The organism is Halomonas sp. EF61, from assembly GCF_040147045.1.
GTDB classification, from domain to species: Bacteria; Pseudomonadota; Gammaproteobacteria; order Pseudomonadales; family Halomonadaceae; genus Halomonas; species Halomonas litopenaei.
In genome coordinates, this window is the sequence record NZ_JAMSHM010000003.1 from 475098 (window position 1) to 493889 (window position 18792).

The 18792-nt window shown below is 62.0% G+C and carries 12 protein-coding genes and 4 tRNA genes; 12 read left to right on the top strand and 4 right to left on the bottom strand.

Features of this window, described 5'->3' with window-relative positions:
- Positions 1 to 74: 74 nt before the first annotated feature.
- Positions 75 to 656: a hypothetical protein gene (locus NFI08_RS17010; RefSeq protein WP_162816499.1), complete on the bottom strand. Its 582-nt coding sequence runs from the start codon at positions 654 to 656 to the stop codon at positions 75 to 77.
- Between the two features lie 24 nt (positions 657 to 680).
- On the opposite strand from NFI08_RS17010, the gene NFI08_RS17015 reads away from it, so the two are divergent.
- Positions 681 to 5684: a DUF5801 repeats-in-toxin domain-containing protein gene (locus NFI08_RS17015; protein ID WP_349590932.1), complete on the top strand. Its 5004-nt coding sequence runs from the start codon at positions 681 to 683 to the stop codon at positions 5682 to 5684.
- 76 nt (positions 5685 to 5760) lie between these two features.
- On the opposite strand, the gene mtnN is transcribed toward NFI08_RS17015, so the two are convergent.
- From mtnN to folD, 3 genes are all read right to left on the bottom strand, one after another.
- A complete protein-coding gene (gene mtnN, locus NFI08_RS17020) occupies positions 5761 to 6498 on the bottom strand; it encodes a 5'-methylthioadenosine/S-adenosylhomocysteine nucleosidase (RefSeq protein ID WP_289105313.1) in 738 nt (245 codons plus the stop codon).
- A 28-nt stretch (positions 6499 to 6526) separates the two neighbouring features.
- On the bottom strand, positions 6527 to 6994 hold the full coding sequence (locus tag NFI08_RS17025; protein WP_108133369.1) for an S-ribosylhomocysteine lyase: 468 nt from the start codon (positions 6992 to 6994) through the stop codon (positions 6527 to 6529).
- An 83-nt stretch (positions 6995 to 7077) separates the two neighbouring features.
- Complete coding sequence (gene folD / locus NFI08_RS17030) at positions 7078 to 7956, bottom strand: bifunctional methylenetetrahydrofolate dehydrogenase/methenyltetrahydrofolate cyclohydrolase FolD (protein ID WP_349590936.1); 879 nt, start codon at positions 7954 to 7956, stop codon at positions 7078 to 7080.
- A 203-nt stretch (positions 7957 to 8159) separates the two neighbouring features.
- Here folD and NFI08_RS17035 point away from each other — a divergent pair.
- The 11 genes from NFI08_RS17035 to NFI08_RS17085 all read left to right on the top strand — a co-directional run bounded on the left by NFI08_RS17035 (position 8160) and on the right by NFI08_RS17085 (position 18767).
- Positions 8160 to 8236: transfer RNA gene (locus NFI08_RS17035), tRNA-Pro, on the top strand.
- Positions 8237 to 8305: 69 nt separating this feature from the next.
- Positions 8306 to 8382 (top strand) — tRNA-Arg (locus NFI08_RS17040).
- A 67-nt stretch (positions 8383 to 8449) separates the two neighbouring features.
- Positions 8450 to 8524, top strand: a tRNA-His gene (locus tag NFI08_RS17045).
- 58 nt (positions 8525 to 8582) lie between these two features.
- Positions 8583 to 8657, top strand: a tRNA-His gene (locus NFI08_RS17050).
- A gap of 286 nt (positions 8658 to 8943) precedes the next feature.
- Complete coding sequence (gene tig, locus NFI08_RS17055) at positions 8944 to 10284, top strand: trigger factor (protein ID WP_045993753.1); 1341 nt, start codon at positions 8944 to 8946, stop codon at positions 10282 to 10284.
- Positions 10285 to 10357: 73 nt separating this feature from the next.
- Positions 10358 to 10978, top strand: a complete 621-nt coding sequence (clpP, locus tag NFI08_RS17060) for an ATP-dependent Clp endopeptidase proteolytic subunit ClpP (protein WP_045993752.1) — start codon at positions 10358 to 10360, stop codon at positions 10976 to 10978.
- A gap of 75 nt (positions 10979 to 11053) precedes the next feature.
- Positions 11054 to 12343, top strand: coding sequence for an ATP-dependent Clp protease ATP-binding subunit ClpX (gene clpX, locus NFI08_RS17065; RefSeq protein WP_045993751.1), 1290 nt, complete (start codon positions 11054 to 11056; stop codon positions 12341 to 12343).
- A gap of 163 nt (positions 12344 to 12506) precedes the next feature.
- Positions 12507 to 14915 carry an endopeptidase La gene (lon, locus tag NFI08_RS17070; RefSeq protein WP_045993750.1) on the top strand — a complete coding sequence of 803 codons (2409 nt, stop codon included), beginning with the start codon at positions 12507 to 12509 and terminating at the stop codon, positions 14913 to 14915.
- 177 nt (positions 14916 to 15092) lie between these two features.
- Positions 15093 to 15365, top strand: coding sequence for a nucleoid-associated protein HU-beta (gene hupB / locus NFI08_RS17075; RefSeq protein WP_045993749.1), 273 nt, complete (start codon positions 15093 to 15095; stop codon positions 15363 to 15365).
- 193 nt (positions 15366 to 15558) lie between these two features.
- Entirely contained in the window at positions 15559 to 17379 is a 1821-nt protein-coding gene (locus NFI08_RS17080) for a SurA N-terminal domain-containing protein (RefSeq protein WP_349590942.1), read from the top strand.
- A 326-nt stretch (positions 17380 to 17705) separates the two neighbouring features.
- Entirely contained in the window at positions 17706 to 18767 is a 1062-nt protein-coding gene (locus NFI08_RS17085; protein WP_349590945.1) for a CobW family GTP-binding protein, read from the top strand.
- Positions 18768 to 18792: the final 25 nt, after the last annotated feature.

Below are 18792 nucleotides of genomic sequence, written 5' to 3' on the forward strand. Positions count from 1 at the left end.
CCTGGCGATGCCGGGCCTTTTTTATGTGCGCTATTTGAAAGGTAAACACTCTTGCCAAGCTCGGTTTCCGATGGCTACCGGTAATGGATGCGACGAGTGCCGATAGCGAAGGTCGTAGGCAGTATCACCCAATGGTGGGTTTTTTTGGAATGATGGTTGTATTTTGTTTTGCTGATTCGATGGTTTTTTCTCTTTTTATGTAAAGATTGTCCTTGAGTACAGTGTGTGTGACCCCTTGCCTTACATATTTTGTGTTGTATGGATGCAAACATGTCAGGTAAAGGGAAAGTATCATGGAAGATGCCGTAATTGTCGCCGTTTCCGGGGACGTTTGGATTAAAGACGCCGATGGAAACCTGACGGTAGCCGAGGTAGGGGATCGCCTTGAGGAAGGGTGTGTTCTGGTAACAGGGCCGACGGGAATGGCTCGAATAGATTGGGGAAAAGAGGGGGAGTTGCTCCTCGTCGATGCAAATCAGAAGTTGAGCATACCCTTTGGTCAGGGGGATGGGAGTGATTTTCAGTCGGGCGAGCCACTCGAAGGGGAAAGGCTCGATCATCTTCTGCAGGCGCTTGATGGAGGTGGTTCGAACGATGCAGATATTTTTCCCCAGTCCGGTTCTCCGGGAGGCGTGGGTGATGGTAACGAAGGGCATGAATTCGTTCGACTTCTGAGGATTGTGGAAGAAATTACGCCACTCAAGTATCAGTTCGGCCCGCTGCCCCCCGATGAGGTGCTACCCCGGGCGGGGGGAGCCAATAGTCATGATGGAGATCTGCAAGACGACCGTCTGGCGGGCGCCCCCGATGACATCCCGACCACGCCGGACAGTGACGGCGATCCGGCGACGCTGACGCCCCAGGGCCTGCTCGACGAGGACGGCCTGCCCAAGGGGATCGCCGGCGGACCCGGCGACGCCCCGGGCACCGAGGTGGTGATCACCGGCTGTCTCGACTACGACTTCGGCGATGATGGCCCTGCGGCCAGCGGCGCCTTCAGCTGGACCACCGAGGGTCTGCCGATCCTGACCAGCCAGGGTGAGATGATCAGCTGGACGGTATCCGACGACGGCCTGACCCTGAGCGGGGTGGACGAATCCGGTGAGCCGGTGCTGACGGTCACGGTGACCGACCCGGCCAGCGGCGAGTACGAAGCCGAGCTGCACCAGGGATTGGATCACTCGGACCCGACCACCGAAGACGACATCGTGCTGACGCTGGGCTACGAGGTCACCGACGGTGACGGCGACACGGCCAAGGGCAGCCTGGTGCTGACCGTGGACGATGATATGCCGACGGTGACCATCGAGGGCCCCGAGGCACGCAACGAGGACGGCAGTCTGAGCGGCACCTGGGTCCAGGATGGCGGTGGTGACGAGCAGGCCGAGATTGTGGTGACCCTGCCCGGCGATGACACCAAATACCCGCTGGACACGCCGATTGACACCGATGGCGGCACCCTGGTGGTCAAGCCGGACAATACCTGGACCTTTACCCCTGATGAGCCGGGCGACGGCTCGCCCGCCAAGGTGCCGGGTTTCGAGATCACCATCACCGATGGTGATGGCGACAGCACCACCGCGAGCTATCCGCCAGCCCCCGATGACACCCCGACCACGCCGGACAGTGACGGCGATCCGGCGACGCTGACGCCCCAGGGTCTGCTCGACGAGGACGGCCTGCCCAAGGGGATCGCCGGCGGACCCGGCGACGCCCCGGGCACCGAGGTGGTGATCACCGGCTGTCTCGACTACGACTTCGGCGATGATGGCCCTGCGGCCAGTGGCGCCTTCAGCTGGACCACCGAGGGTCTGCCGGTGCTGACCAGCCAGGGTGAGATGATCAGCTGGACGGTATCCGACGACGGCCTGACCCTGAGCGGGGTGGACGAATCCGGTGAGCCGGTGCTGACGGTCACGGTGACCGACCCGGCCAACGGCGAGTACGAAGCCGAGCTGCATCAGGGACTGGATCACTCGGACCCGACCACCGAGGACGACATCGTGCTGACGCTGGGCTACGAGGTCACCGACGGCGACGGCGACACGGCCAAGGGCAGCCTGGTGCTGACCGTGGACGATGATATGCCGACGGTGACCATCGAGGGCCCCGAGGCACCCAACGAAGACGGCAGTCTGAGCGGTACCTGGGTCCAGGACGGCGGTGGTGACGAGCAGGCCGAGATTGTGGTGACCCTGCCCGGTGATGACACCGAATACCCGCTGGACACGCCGATCGACACCGATGGCGGCACCCTGGTGGTCAAGCCGGACAATACCTGGACCTTTACCCCTGATGAGCCGGGCGACGGCTCGCCCGCCAAGGTGCCGGGTTTCGAGATCACCATCACCGACGGTGATGGCGACAGCACCACCGCGAGCTATCCGCCAGCCACCGATGACACCCCGACCACGCCGGATAGTGACGGCGATCCGGCGACGCTGACGCCCCAGGGCCTGCTCGACGAGGACGGCCTGCCCAAGGGGATCGCTGGCGGACCCGGCGACGCCCCGGGCACCGAGGTGGTGATCACCGGCTGTCTCGACTACGACTTCGGCGATGATGGCCCTGCGGCCAGCGGCGCCTTCAGCTGGACTACCGATGGACTGCCGTCGGTCACCAGTCAGGGCGAGACGGTCAGCTGGACGGTATCCGACGACGGCCTGACCCTGAGCGGGGTGGACGAATCCGGTGAGCCGGTGCTGACGGTCACGGTGACCGACCCGGCCAACGGCGAGTACGAAGCCGAGCTGCATCAAGGGCTGGATCACTCGGACCCGACCACCGAGGACGACATCGTGCTGACGCTGGGCTACGAGGTCACCGACGGCGACGGCGACACGGCCAAGGGCAGCCTGGTGCTGACCGTGGACGATGATATGCCGACGGTGACCATCGAGGGCCCCGAGGCACCCAACGAAGACGGCAGTCTGAGCGGTACCTGGGTCCAGGACGGCGGTGGTGACGAGCAGGCCGAGATTGTGGTGACCCTGCCCGGTGATGACACCGAATACCCGCTGGACACGCCGATCGACACCGATGGCGGCACCCTGGTGGTCAAGCCGGACAATACCTGGACCTTTACCCCTGATGAGCCGGGCGACGGCTCGCCCGCCAAGGTGCCGGGTTTCGAGATCACCATCACCGACGGTGATGGCGACAGCACCACCGCGAGCTATCCGCCAGCCACCGATGACACCCCGACCACGCCGGATAGTGACGGCGATCCGGCGACGCTGACGCCCCAGGGCCTGCTCGACGAGGACGGCCTGCCCAAGGGGATCGCTGGCGGACCCGGCGACGCCCCGGGCACCGAGGTGGTGATCACCGGCTGTCTCGACTACGACTTCGGCGATGATGGCCCTGCGGCCAGCGGCGCCTTCAGCTGGACTACCGATGGACTGCCGTCGGTCACCAGTCAGGGCGAGACGGTCAGCTGGACGGTATCCGACGACGGCCTGACCCTGAGCGGGGTGGACGAATCCGGTGAGCCGGTGCTGACGGTCACGGTGACCGACCCGGCCAACGGCGAGTACGAAGCCGAGCTGCATCAGGGGCTGGATCACTCGGACCCGACCACCGAGGACGACATCGTGCTGACGCTGGGCTACGAGGTCACCGACGGCGACGGCGACACGGCCAAGGGCAGCCTGGTGCTGACCGTGGACGATGATATGCCCACGGTGACCATCGAGGGCCCCGAGGCACCCAACGAAGACGGCAGTCTGAGCGGTACCTGGGTCCAGGACGGCGGTGGTGACGAGCAGGCCGAGATTGTGGTGACCCTGCCCGGTGATGACACCGAATACCCGCTGGACACGCCGATCGACACCGATGGCGGCACCCTGGTGGTCAAGCCGGACAATACCTGGACCTTTACCCCTGATGAGCCGGGCGACGGCTCGCCCGCCAAGGTGCCGGGTTTCGAGATCACCATCACCGATGGTGATGGCGACAGCACCACCGCGAGCTATCCGCCAGCCACCGATGACACCCCGACCACGCCGGACAGTGACGGCGATCCGGCGACGCTGACGCCCCAGGGTCTGCTCGACGAGGACGGCCTGCCCAAGGGGATCGCCGGCGGACCCGGCGACGCCCCGGGCACCGAGGTGGTGATCACCGGCTGTCTCGACTACGACTTCGGCGATGATGGCCCTGCGGCCAGTGGCGCCTTCAGCTGGACCGCCGACGGTCTGCCGATCCTGACCAGCCAGGGTGAGATGATCAGCTGGACGGTATCCGACGACGGCCTGACCCTGAGCGGGGTGGACGAATCCGGTGAGCCGGTGCTGACGGTCACGGTGACCGACCCGGCCAACGGCGAGTACGAAGCCGAGCTGCATCAGGGACTGGATCACTCGGACCCGACCACCGAAGACGACATCGTGCTGACGCTGGGCTACGAGGTCACCGACGGCGACGGCGACACGGCCAAGGGCAGCCTGGTGCTGACCGTCGACGATGATCGTCCTGTCATCGAAGCCACTGTCGATGATGATGCGGCAAGCATGGTCGAGAGCGGTACTCAAGGAGGAAGCTGGAGCGGCGGAGTCGGCGCAGACGAGGGCAACGTCGTGATAAGAATACCCGGCGTCACCGATGCCTTTGCGCTGGGAGAGGAGATAGCCACCGGCACTGGTACCCTGGTGGTTGCACCGGACGGTACCTGGAGTTTCACGGCAAAGGAGGGACTTGACCAGTCGCAGGATCCCTGTCTGGAGTTCACGATCGAAGGTATCGATAGTGAGGGCGATTCAGCCAGGAGCAGCATAAAGGTTGTGATCACGGACGGCGCTGGACCCGCAACGCCAGACTCGGACGGGGATCCCTCCACTGAGTCGGTATCCGTCGCCGTCAACGAAGATGGGTTGCCCACGGGCAATGCGGGTGGGGAAGGGGATCTGGAGAGCTCCAGTGACAGCGCGAGCGCCAACCTCGGGTTTGATTATGGGGCTGATGGAGCTGCCGAGCAGGGTGCTTTCCGCTGGGACCTCGACGGGCTGCCTGAGTTGACCAGCCGAGACTCTCCAGTCGAGTTTGTGGTGAGTTCAGACGGCTATACCGTGATGGGCAATGATGCTGATGGCGAGCGCGTCTTGACCATTAATCTGGCGGATGCCGAAACCGGTGATGTGGTGGTCTACCTGAGCAAGGATGTGGACCACCCGGAGGGCGGCCAGGAAAATGATCTGGCGCTCGAGTTGGGCTACACCATTACCGACAAGGACGGCTCGACAGCGAGCGGGACGCTTGAGGTGGTGATCAATGACGATACGCCAACCATCACCGGCATCGATCCGGAGAGCTTCATGGCTGCGATGGGAGGGGCAACTCGAGCAGCCGCGCTACCGCTGTTGGCGGAAGAGGATGAGCTGGCCTGGAACCTGGGAGAGCCCGCTTCCAGCGCTGACATCTCCCACGCCACTGCGGTCGATGCCTCGGGCAACATGCTGGATCTAAGAGAGTTGCTCGAAGACATCGATGATCTGGAAGGTGGTGAAAAGGTCCTGGCCATCGCAGATGGCGACGACACCGTGGTCCACGTAAAGCTCGATGGAGGGCTCTTGCAGGACGGCAGCAATGCGGATGTTCAGGTGACTCTGACGGGGGTGTCCATGGACGGAAGCAGTGACGACTTTCTGGTCAAGTTGCTGGAGAGCTCACAGTCGGATATCGAGTGAGCGAGTGCCAGCGCGCCCGGCTATAGCCGGGCGTGCTGGCAGGATGACGGCAGTGCTTTCTGGCGAGACAGGAATGTCAGGCCGGCTGCTGTCGGTCAACGGCAGGTTGCGGTGACGCCAGTCGTTGCACCATTGCCGTCACCATGCGGCTGGAGTGATCCGCCGCCTGCTCGAGGAATTCTTCGAAGGACAGGTGGTTGTCACCTTGCCCGGCGATATCGGACAAGGCGCGAATCACCACGAAGGGGCAACCGTAGAGATGGCAGGTCTGGGCAATCGCGGCCGCCTCCATTTCTGCCGCCAGCATGGTGGGAAAGCGGGTGCGGGTGCGCGAGACAAGATCGGGGCACGCCATGAAGACGTCGCCGGTCGCGATCAGGCCCTCGACCACCTTGACCTCAGCCATGCCTTCGACGCAGTCCCGTGCCACCCGAACCAGGCGTTCATCCGGGAGATAGGCCGCCGGCATGTTGGGCACCTGGCCATGTTCGTAGCCGAATACCACCGCGTCGACATCGTGGTGGCGCACCTCGCTGGACACTACCACGTCGCCGATCGACAGTCCTTCGCCGAACCCGCCTGCGGAACCCGTGTTGATGATCGCCTCGGGCTGGTAGTTGTCCAGCAGCAGAGTCGCCCCGATGGCGGCGTTGACCTTGCCGATCCCGGATTGCAGCAGTACGACCTCGACCCCATGCAGGCGGCCGATGTAGAAGGTGGAGCCGACGTGGGTGCGGGTCCTGACGTCTTCCAGCTGGGCCGCCAGTTGGGCGACTTCCTGCGCCATGGCTCCGATGATGCCAATGCGTTTCATGCTATTCCTCTTGAGGTGAAGCCTCGGCTCAGGCGAAGACCTGGTGCCACTCGTCACGCTTGGCCAGCAGGCCTTTTGCCAGCTCCTGGGCGCCTTCCAGGCTGTGGGATGCGGCCCAGCCACACTGCATTTCGTTGCAGGCAGGAACTTCGGTCGCTGACAGCACGTCGTTGAGCGTACCCTCGATCAGTGCCAGCACGTCGTCGTAGTCGTCGTGGTTGATCATGGCGATATAGAAGCCGGTCTGGCAGCCCATGGGGCTGATATCGACAACCTTGTCCGAGTGGTTGCGCGACAGCTCGGCCATCAGGTGCTCCAGGGAGTGCAGGGCAGGCATCTCCATGTGCTCCTTGTTGGGCTGGCAAATCCGCAAGTCATACTTGTGGATGCGATCGCCGTTGGCGCCGGTCTTGATATCTGCCAGACGTACATAGGGGGCGCGAACCTTGGTGTGGTCGAGGTTGAAGCTCTCGACATTCATCTTCTTGTCGCTCATGGAGTGTCTCCGTGATCCGGTGTTGGATGGGCGCGATGCTACGTCAATTGAGTCCATCACGCATGGATGTCGCAAGTGCAGGTTCAGGCGTCTGGAGTTTCGCGATGCTGGCCGTCATGAATGTCGGCGGCCATCAAGGTGTTTTCCAGCAGGCTGGCTACCGTCATCGGGCCAACACCACCCGGGACCGGTGTGATGTGACCTGCACGTCGGGCGGCCTCGTCGAAGTCGACGTCGCCCACCAGGCGTCCATCTTCCTGTCGATTGATGCCCACATCGATGACGATCGCGCCGTCACGTACCCATTCGCCTTTCACCAGTCCTGGTTTTCCGACCGCAACCACCAGCAGTTCCGCCTTGCGCACCTGGGCCTCGAGGTCACGGGTAAAGCGGTGGCAGACGGTGGTCGTGCAGCCCGCCAGCATCAATTCCAGTGCCATCGGCCGTCCTACGATATTGGAGGCACCGACCACCGTGGCGTCGAGGCCTCGCACCGCCAGACCCGAGTGATGCAGCAGCGTCATCACGCCCTTGGGGGTGCAGGGGCGCAGCAGCGGCAGACGTTGGGCCAGCCGTCCCAGGTTGTAGGGATGGAAGCCGTCCACGTCCTTGCTTGGCAGAATGCGCTCGAGGATAGGGCGAGCGTCCAGGTGGTCGGGCAGCGGAAGTTGAACCAGAATGCCATCGATGGATGCGTCGGCGTTGAGCTGGTCGACCAGGGCTTCGAGCTCTGCCTGTGAAGTGGAAGCGGGCAGGGCGTGTTGAACAGATGAAATACCCGCCTGCTCGCAGGCGCGATGCTTGTTGCGTACATAGACGTGGGAGGCGGGGTCTTCACCGACCAGCACCACAGCAAGCCCCGGGATGCGTTCTCCGGCATCGATCCGCGCCTGTACCTGACGGGCGACCTGCTGGCGTACTGTGGCGGCAATGGACTTGCCATCGATGAGCTGGGCGGTCATGGGGTTCCCTCGGTCAGAAGTGGGTGTGCTGGATGAAATTGGCGGCCACGGATTTTCGCACGCTCCGCCATCCAGGCAAAGCTTGAGCCCGAATGACAACAGGAATGTCTCGGTAGCCTGTTGACTTGGCGGGAAAGTTCCGTAGAATACGCAGCGCTTGCAGAGACTGCTTCGGCGGTTTGCATGGCCGAGCGGCTGGCCGGCGGGGTGTAGCGCAGTCTGGTAGCGCGCCTGCTTTGGGAGCAGGATGTCGGGGGTTCGAATCCCTCCACCCCGACCACAACAGCTTGTTGGAGAAGAAGTTTTTCTCGAAAAGCGGGTTGTGGTGAAGAGTTCGGTTCTGTAGAATGCGCCTATAGCTCAACCGGATAGAGCAACGGCCTTCTAAGCCGTAGGTTGCAGGTTCGAGTCCTGCTGGGCGCGCCAGTGAAGTTTGCTGGTAGCTGCTTTTGACAGGCTCGGGCAAAGGTTGTAGCGGTGTTGTCCTGATATGGTGGATGTAGCTCAGTGGTAGAGCCCCGGATTGTGGCTCCGGTGGTCGTGGGTTCGATCCCCATCATCCACCCCATTCAGGCGATGCAAGTGTGGTCAAGCCCGAGCGTGTGTTCGGTAGCTGACAGGTTGTGGTGGATGTAGCTCAGTGGTAGAGCCCCGGATTGTGGCTCCGGTGGTCGTGGGTTCGATCCCCATCATCCACCCCATCAACCTGATTCCTTCCCCGAGTTTCTTTCTTGAACAAGTCGTTGTCGAATCTGAAGCTGGCAGGCCAAGTTGCTTGTCCGGCGTTTTGTCGTGCCTGTGTTTCGCCCTCGTCGGCGGTCGTGTCGTCATTCGGTGGCCACGAATTTTCCGATAGCCCCTTGTAAAAGACATGCCAGGCCCCATGTTGTGGGCGTTGGCGCTTGCCAGTGCCCGGCGGGATTCTTAGAATCTCCCCTTTGACGTTTTCAATTTTTCAGTACGCCCCCAGTCGGTAGAGGATTATTCATGCAAGTTTCCGTCGATACGACCTCCCAGATCGAACGCCGCATCAACGTCCAGGTGCCGGCCGCCGAGATCGACGAGGCCGTCGCCGCCCGTCTCAAGGATGCCGCCAAGAACGTTCGTCTCGACGGTTTCCGCAAGGGCAAGGTGCCGATGTCGGTCATCCGCCAGCGCTATGGTGCTGATGTGCGCAACGAGGTGGTGGGCGAGGTCATGCGTGAGCGCTATGTTCGCGCCATTACCGATGAGAAGCTCAATCCGGCCGGCTACCCGCAGATCGAAGCCACCGTCAACGAGACCGGCAAGGACCTGGAGTTCACGGCCACCCTCGAGGTCTATCCTGAGTTCGAGCTGGCGACCATTGAAGGCGCCGAGGTCGAGCGTCCGGTGGTTGAAGTGACCGATGCCGACGTCGACGAGATGATCGAGACGCTGCGCAAGCAGAACGCTGCCTGGGAAGAGGTTGAGCGTGCTGCAGAGCAGGGCGATCAGGTCAATATCGACTTCCAGGGCTTCCTGGGTGACGAGCCGTTCGAAGGCGGCAGTGCCGAGAGCCACGATCTGGTGCTGGGTTCCGGCAGCTTCATCCCGGGCTTCGAGGATCAGCTCGAAGGTGCCAAGGCGGGTGAGGACAAGGTCATCAGCGTGACCTTCCCCGAGGACTACCAGGCAGAGCAGCTGGCCGGCCAGGAAGCGACCTTCAAGGTCAAGGTCAATGCGGTCAAGGGTCAGGCGCTGCCGGAAGTCGATGCGGAATTCATCGAGAAATTCGGTGTCGAAGGTGGTGACGTCGAGGCGTTCCGCGCCGAGGTCAAGAAGAACATGAGCCGTGAGGCTGACCAGGCGGTCGAGAATCGCGTCAAGCAGCAGGTGCTCGAGGCCCTCAAGCAGGCCAACGAGATCCCCGTTCCCGAGTCGCTGGTCCAGCAGGAGGTCGATGGCCTCAAGCGTCAGGCGGCGCAGCAGTTTGGTCTGGGCGAGGACTTCGACGTCAGCCAGTTGCCCAACGAGCTGTTTACCGAACAGGCCAAGAGCCGCGTGCAGGTCGGTCTGCTGCTGGCTGAGGTGATCAAGGTCAACGAGCTGGATGCTTCCGACGACGAGATCAAGGCAAAGGTCGAGGAGCTTGCACAGCAGTATCAGGAGCCCGAGCAGGTCGTCGAGTACTATATGGGCAACGAGCAGATGAAGACCCAGGTCAAGTCTGCACTGCTGGAAGAAAAGGCCGTCGACGCTTTGCTCGATCAGGCCAATGTGAAGGACGTGGAAATGTCCTACCAGCAGGCCCTGGCTGCCGCGCAGCAGCAGCCGGGCGACGAGGCGGAGGAAGGCGAGGACGCTTGAGGCGCCTCTCCTGGCCGGCCCCGTCGGGCCGGCTTCGTCGTTTTGTCACGCAAGGAAACAAGGACATCTCCTCATGAACACCGAGTTCGATATCAACGCTGCCGGCGGCCTTGTGCCCATGGTGGTCGAGCAGAGCGCCCGCGGCGAGCGTGCCTACGACATCTACTCCCGGCTGTTGAAGGAGCGGGTGATCTTCCTGGTGGGGCCGGTCGAAGACTATATGGCCAACCTGCTGGTCGCCCAGCTGTTGTTCCTGGAGTCCGAGAACCCGGACAAGGACATCCACCTTTACATCAATTCGCCCGGCGGTTCGGTGACGGCGGGGATGTCCATCTACGACACCATGCAGTTCATCAAGCCTGACGTCTCGACCGTCTGTATCGGTCAGGCGGCGAGCATGGGAGCCCTGCTGCTGGCCGGTGGTGCCGCTGGCAAGCGCTATTGCCTGCCCAACTCGCGGATGATGATCCACCAGCCGCTGGGTGGCTATCAGGGGCAGGCCTCGGACATCGAGATTCACACCCGTGAAATTTTGGGCATCCGCGAGCGACTGAACCAGATCCTGGCGCACCACACCGGCCAGGATATCGAGACCATCGCCAAGGATACCGATCGCGACAACTTCATGAACGGCGCCCAGGCCGCGGAGTATGGCCTGATCGACGCAGTGCTGGATAAGCGCCCGGCATCCTGATAGCGTGATAGCTCGCGCGATGACTACGTGATTACCGGTGGCCCCTGGGGCCACCGCTGCCAGAGAGGTACGCGAATGGCCGACGGCAAAGGCAAGGACGACAACGGCAAGCTTCTGTATTGTTCGTTCTGTGGCAAGAACCAGAACGAAGTACGCAAGCTGATCGCCGGTCCGTCCGTTTATATCTGCGATGAGTGTGTCGATCTCTGCAACGACATCATTCGCGAAGAAGTTCTCGATGCCGATGCCGAGAGCGACGAGGAGCGTCTGCCCGTTCCGCGCGAAATTCGACACACTCTCGACGACTACGTGATCGGTCAGGACCGCGCCAAGACGGTGCTGTCGGTGGCCGTGTACAACCACTACAAGCGTCTGCGTCACAGTGGCAAGGATGAGGTCGAGCTCGGCAAGTCGAACATCCTGCTGATCGGGCCCACCGGTAGCGGCAAGACTCTGCTGGCGGAGACCCTGGCGCGGTTGCTCAATGTTCCCTTCACCATCGCCGATGCCACCACGCTGACCGAAGCGGGCTACGTCGGCGAGGATGTCGAGAACATCATCCAGAAGCTGCTGCAGAAGTGCGACTACGACGTGGACAAGGCCGAGCGTGGCATTGTCTACATCGACGAGATCGACAAGATCTCGCGCAAGTCGGACAATCCGTCGATCACCCGGGACGTTTCCGGCGAGGGCGTGCAGCAGGCGCTGTTGAAGCTGATCGAGGGCACCACGGCCTCGGTGCCTCCGCAAGGTGGTCGCAAGCATCCGCAGCAGGAATTTCTGCAGGTCGATACCGGCAATATCCTGTTTATCGTCGGCGGTGCCTTCGCCGGCCTCGACAAGGTTATCCGGGATCGTGCCGAGACCGGTGGCATTGGCTTCAATGCCGAGGTCAAGAGCAAGGATGAGACCAAGGGTGTCGGCGATCTGCTGCTGGACGTGGAACCCGAGGATCTGGTCAAGTTCGGCCTGATTCCCGAGTTCGTCGGACGTCTGCCGGTCATCGCAACCTTGACCGAGCTGACCGAAGACGCGCTGATTCAGATTCTGACCGAGCCGAAGAACTCGCTGGTCAAGCAGTACGCTCGCTTGTTCGACATGGAAGGCGTCGAGCTGGACTTCCGCGAGGATGCCCTGCGCGCGGTGGCCCACAAGGCAATGGCGCGCAAGACCGGCGCCCGTGGCCTGCGTTCGATTCTCGAGTCGGTACTGCTCGACACCATGTACGAGATTCCCTCTCTCGAGGGCGTCAGCAAGGTGGTTATCGACGCCTCTGTCATCGGTGGGGAGAGTGACCCCCTGCTGATCTACAGCCAGGCCAGCGACGCTGAGGAAGACACTCGCGTGGACGGCACCGACGGCTAGTCCGTCAGCGCTTCCCGCGACGCCGTCAAAAGGGGCCGCAGACGCGGCCCCTTTGTCTGCCGGAGCCTTCGATGGCGATTCGGCTAGGCGTTTCCCCTTGCAATGCCTCGGGGCTGCCCCCATCCCCTTAGGTTTCACCCGCTAAGTTTGAGGAACGTCTGCGATGCAGCAGAACGCCGAACAGACTATGAGTCTGCCCCTTTTGCCACTGCGTGACGTGGTGGTATACCCGCAGATGGTCATCCCCTTGTTTGTCGGCAGAGAGAAGTCGATCCAAGCGCTGGAAGCCGCCATGGCGGATGACAAGCGGGTCTTGCTGGTCGCCCAGCGTGAGGCGAGCAAGGATGATCCCGATGACGAAGATCTGTTCGCCATCGGCACGGTAGCCGAGATCATGCAGCTGCTGAAGCTCCCGGACGGTACCGTCAAGGTACTGATCGAGGGGGAGTCGCGCGCCGATATCGGTGAGATCTCGGTAGCCGAAGAGGGTTACTCCACGGCCCAGGTGATACTGCGTTCCAGCGAGCCCCTGAGCGAGCGTGAGCAGGAGTCGTTGGTGCGGGTGCTGCTCAACCAGTTCGAGCAGTACGTCAAGATGTCGAAGAAGGTGCCTAACGAGGTACTGAATTCGCTGTCCGGGATCGAGGATCCCAGCCGTCTGGTGGATACGATCTGCGCCCATCTGTCGCTGAAGATCGGCGACAAGCAGGAATTGCTCGAGATGGATCGGGTCCGCGATCGTATCGAGCACCTGATGGCGCTGATCGAAGCCGAGATCGACCTGCTGCAGGTAGAGAAGCGCATTCGCTCCAGGGTCAAGGACCAGATGGAGAAGTCCCAGCGCGAGTACTACCTCAACGAGCAGATGAAGGCCATCCAGAAGGAGATGGGCGAGCTCGAGAACGCGCCAAACGAGGCCGACAAGTACGAGCAGGCCATCAAGGACTCCGGGATGCCCAAGGAGGCCGCCGACAAGGCCAACCAGGAGCTCGGCAAGTTGCGCATGATGTCACCTTCCTCGGCGGAGGCGACGGTGGTGCGCTCTTACCTCGACTGGCTGGTGTCGGTGCCGTGGAAGAAACGTACCCGGGTCAAGCACGATCTGATCAATGCCCAGAAGGTGCTCGACGAGGACCACTATGGACTGGATGAGGTCAAGGAGCGCATCCTCGAGTACCTGGCCGTGCACAAGCGGGTCAAGAAGCTCAAGGGGCCGGTGCTGTGTCTGGTGGGGCCTCCCGGCGTCGGCAAGACCTCGCTGGGCAAGTCCATCGCCCGGGCGACCAATCGCAAGTATGTGCGTCTGGCCCTCGGCGGCGTGCGTGATGAATCGGAAATCCGTGGGCATCGTCGGACCTATATCGGCTCTCTGCCCGGAAAGCCGATCCAGCGCATGGCCAAGGCGGGGGTGAAGAACCCGTTGTTCCTGCTTGACGAGGTCGACAAGGTCGGCATGGATCATCGTGGAGATCCTGCGTCTGCGCTGCTTGAGGTGCTGGACCCCGAACAGAACAACACCTTCAGTGACCACTACCTGGAGCTGGACTACGATCTGTCGGAAACCCTGTTCATCTGTACCGCCAACTCGATGAATATTCCGGGGCCGCTGCTGGACCGCATGGAGGTGATACGCCTTCCGGGGTACACCGAGGATGAGAAGCTGGCCATCGCCACGCGCTATCTGGTGCCCAAGCAGCTGGCCGCCAACGGCTTCAAGGAAGATGAGCTGAGCTTTGGTGAGGATGCGCTGCTGGAGCTGATTCGCTACTACACCCGCGAAGCCGGCGTTCGCGAGCTCGAGCGGCAGATTGCCAAGGTCAGTCGCAAGGTGTTGCGTGAGCGGCTCGAGAAGGAGGGCAAGGAAGGCGCCCTGGGCTCACAGACGCTGGCGGCCGAGGATATCGAAGCCTACGCTGGCGTGCGGCGTTACAGCTACGGTCTGGCCGACCAGCAGGACCAGGTCGGTCGTGTGACCGGACTCGCCTGGACCTCGGTGGGAGGTGAGTTGCTCAATATCGAGTCGGTGGTGACGCCTGGCAAGGGGCGTCTCAACAAGACCGGTTCACTGGGTGACGTCATGAAGGAGTCGGTGAGTGCCGCCCAGACGGTGGTACGGGCCCGCGCCGAGGCCCTGGGGATCGATCCCGAGCGGTTCGAGAAGGAAGACCTGCATATCCACGTGCCGGAGGGAGCCACCCCCAAGGACGGCCCCAGCGCGGGTATCGCCATGGTGACCGCCATGGTCTCGGCATTCTGCAACCGTCCTGTGCGTTGCGACGTCGCGATGACCGGTGAAGTCAACCTGAGAGGCGAAGTCATGCCGATCGGTGGGCTCAAGGAGAAATTGCTGGCGGCCAGGCGCGGTGGTATAAAGACGGTGCTAATACCCGAGGAGAACCGTCGCGATCTCAAGGAGGTCCCTGAAAATATCAAGGATGCTCTGACGATCCATCCGGTTCGCTGGATTGATGAAGTGCTCGAGCTCGCTCTGTCACAAAAGGTGGATCAAAAAACCGACGATTCACTGTCGACAGAGTCGTCTGCGACACACTCAATGGTCAGCACACACTAGTGACGTTTTTTCCATGATCTTGGGTGTAGAATGCCGAGTTCATGCGGATTGGCAAGGAAGGTTGCTTGACAGGTCTTTTGCAGCATTGCTATAAATTATCGCCATGCTGCGATCGAGCCTGTCGGCAAGAAGTATCGCCGTTTCGAATTTTTTTCTGTAATAGTCAAGGGGTGAAGTGTGAACAAGTCCGAGCTGATTGATGCCATTGCCGCGTCTGCCGATATTCCGAAGGCCGCCGCTTCTCGCGCGCTGGATGCTATGGTGGAATCCGTGACCGAGAGCCTGAAGCAGGGCGACAGCGTTTCACTGGTTGGCTTTGGTACCTTCTCCGTCAAGGAGCGCGCTGCACGTACCGGCCGCAACCCGCAGACCGGTCAGCCGATCGAAATCAGTGCCGCCAAGGTGCCGAGCTTCAAGGCCGGCAAGGCTCTGAAGGATTCCGTCAACTAAGACGCGTGGTCTCGGCGGCACGTCGAGCATCGTCACGTTGACACGAGTCTGGCGGCCACCGCCTACGCCGGACTCGCCAAGGGCGCATCGCTATCGCGGTGCGCCTTTTTCATGAGTTTGGGGGAGGTCGCGCCAGGCCCTCGGGTGCGTATACTGGTGCGCGACGAATCCCCATCCTTTCGCAGAGGCATGCATGCTGCAGAGTATTCGCGACCGATCCCAGAGCTGGATCGCAAAGATCATCATTGGTGCCGTGATCGTCACCATGGCACTGTTTGGCGTGGAGTCGTTGATTGGTCTATTCGGACAATCCGGCGATGAGGTCGCCACGGTCAATGGTGAGCCCATCAATCGCCAGCAGGTCGAACTGAATGTCCAGCGCGCCATGCGCTCCAACCAGGTGCCAGCCGACCAGGAGCGCGCGCTTCGCGGCGAAGTGCTTGAAGGCTTGATCAGTGACCGCTTGATGATCGATTACGCCAAGAACGGCGGACTAGCGGTTTCGGACAATCAACTCGACCAGTTGATCGTCAGTCGCCCGGAGTTTCAGAATGCCGATGGCCAGTTTGACCAGGAGCTCTTCCGCAGCCGTCTATCAAGTGTCGGCTATACTCCATTGTCCTTCCGAGAGCAGCTTAGTCGTGACGTCATGCGCGGCCACATCCAGCAAGGCCTGATCGCCAGCGACTTCACCTTGCCAGGTGAACGCGAGCGGCTTGCCGAGTTGCAGCGCCAGACGCGTAGTTTCCGCTACCACCGACTGACCGAGGCGGACCTCGAGGCGCCTGTCGAGGTGTCTCAGGCGGAAATGACAGCCTACTACAACGAGCATCAGCAGGAATTCCTGCGGCCGGAGCAGGTCAAGCTCGGTTACATCGTGCTCGATCAGGAGGCCATGGCCGCCGATATCGAGGTGAGCGAGGAGGACCTGCGCGAAGCCTGGGAAGCCCAGGCAGAGAACGCCGATCGTCAGATATCACACATCATGGTGACCTTCGGCGACGAGCGCAGCAGAGACGAGGCCGAGGCCCGTATCGAAGCCATCAAGGCGCGACTGGCCGATGGCGACGCTTTCGACGATCTGGCGGCCGAGTTCTCCGATGACACATCCACCAGCGACGACGGTGGCGATCTTGGGGTGATCACCCGGGGTATCTTCGGCGAGGCCTTTGAAGAGGCCGCCTTTGCCCTCGACGAGGGCCAGGTCTCCGAGGCGGTCGAGACCGACAACGGACTGCACCTGATCAAGGTGACCGAGATCGATCGTGCGGACTTTGCTTCCGAGCGTGACCGTCTGCGTGATCAGCTTGCTCAGGCACAGGTGCGCGACGCCTTCAATGACAAGGCCCAGCAGTTGATCGACGAGAGCTTCGCTGCCGACGATCTTCAGAGTGTGGCTGACGACCTTGGACTCGAGCGTCAGACCAGTGATTGGGTCGGTCGTGAAGGCGCTGAAGGCGTACTGGCCGAACCTGGCGTGATGGATCAGGCCTTCAGCGATGAGGTGCTTGGAGAGGGCTTCAACAGCGAGGTCATCGAGCTGGATGGCTCACGGCGTCTGGTGCTGCGGGTACTCGATCACCGCGACGCGGCGACGCTCCCACTGGAGCAGGTGAAGGACCAGGTCGAAGCGGCGGTGCGTCAAGCCAAGACCCGCGACGCCTTGATCGAGCTTGCCGAAGAGCGAGTGTCGCAGCTGCAGGGCGGGCAGTCGCTGGACATCGATTGGCAGCGTGCTGACAACATCAGCCGTCAGGATGCGCCCAGCGTACCCGATGCAGTGCTGACCACCGCGTTCAAGCTGCCGCATCCTGAAGAGGGCCAGGTGGTTTACGGCCGGGCGGTCGATGGCGCCGATGTCAGTCTTATTGCCCTGGAGAGCGTTGGCCAGGGTGAGGGTAACCAGCAGATGGAGCAGTTTGTCGCCAGCATGGCCGAGCGGCTGCGCGCCCAGGCGGTGCTGGATGGCCTCTTGACCCATCTACGCGATACCGGCGAGATCGAGCGTTACTAGCCAACTCGTCTAGCCAGCGCGCAGAGAGGGGCCGCACGCGCGTCGCGGTCCCCCCCTGCTGTCGAAAAGGAGCGCCATCTGGCGCTCCTTTTCGTTGGCGCCGGCCTGTGAAGTCCTGGTGGAACGATTGTTGGAGCGATGTTTCGGGTGTTGCGCGCCTGTTCGATAGTTCTTTTTATACCGTTATCTTGCGTTCTGAGAGAACGCATACGGCGTTCAGGGTATAGCGTCGTACAAGGCCTCCGTATAGGCTTTTTGTATTTATACCGTTATCTTGCTTGGTCGTCATCTGCTGCCAATCTTCTAGCCCGGAGCCACAAACCGTCATGCAACCACTGGCCAGCATCCCCACCCATGTCATCACCGGCTTTCTCGGCAGCGGCAAGAGCCAGTTGATCCGCCATTGGATCGATCGCAAACCCGTTGGTGAGCGGTGGGCAATCCTGATCAATGAGTTTGGTCAGGTGGGCATCGACCAAGCGATAGTCGGGGAGCGCGACGACGTTACCGTGCAGGGGGTGCCAGGAGGGTGTCTCTGCTGTCAGGTGGCGACGGTCTTCCGCTCGGTGCTGGTGCAGTTGCTGCGCCGCGAACGGCCAGATCGACTGCTGATCGAGCCCTCCGGGCTCGGTCACCCGGCCGGCCTGCTGGAGGTGCTGGGGGGCGGCGATCTTGCCCAGGTGCTGGATCTCCGCCAGGTCATCACTGTGCTCGATGCACGCCGTCTCGATGATCCCAGAGTCACGAACCACTCTACCTTTGTCGATCAGTTGGCAGTGGCCGAGGGATGGGTGCTGTCCATGCAGGACCTGCTCGAGGACGAGCATCGCCAAGGGGTCGAGCGATGGCGCCAGGAGAGTGGCTTGGCACCATCCTGGATGGTCGAAAGCGGCGCGAAAGGGTTGCCGATCAGGCATCTGCTCGACTCCCCGGCGCGAGGCCGTCAGAACGCTCGTCGCGATGCTCAGAGTCTGCTGCTGCGTCGGCCTTCGCTGCATGCCGAAGCATTCGACTCTCCGCCTAGTACGTCGGAGGCCCCGGCGCCCATCGCCGGTGGAGCAGCAAGACAGAACGGTCACGGCCTGGGCTATCGCTCCGCCAGCTGGCATTGGCACCGCGAGGAGTGTTTCGATCTCGCAGCGCTGGAGCAGTGGTGGAAGCAACTGCCATCTGGCGTGCGGGTGAAAGGGGGCATGCGAACCGGCCGGGGCTGGCGTACCTTCCCGCTTCCGTCCGTTCCCGGCAACGAGGCTCAGGCGTCCTGGCGCAAGGATTCGCGGCTCGAGATGATCTGGCCAGAGGATATGGAACTCGATATCGATGGCCTGGAGCAGGCGCTGGAGCGGTGTCGACGTCGGCCGTCGGGAGAGGAGGGGCCGGACGCCTGAGCGTCCGGCGTGTCATCGGCGCCCG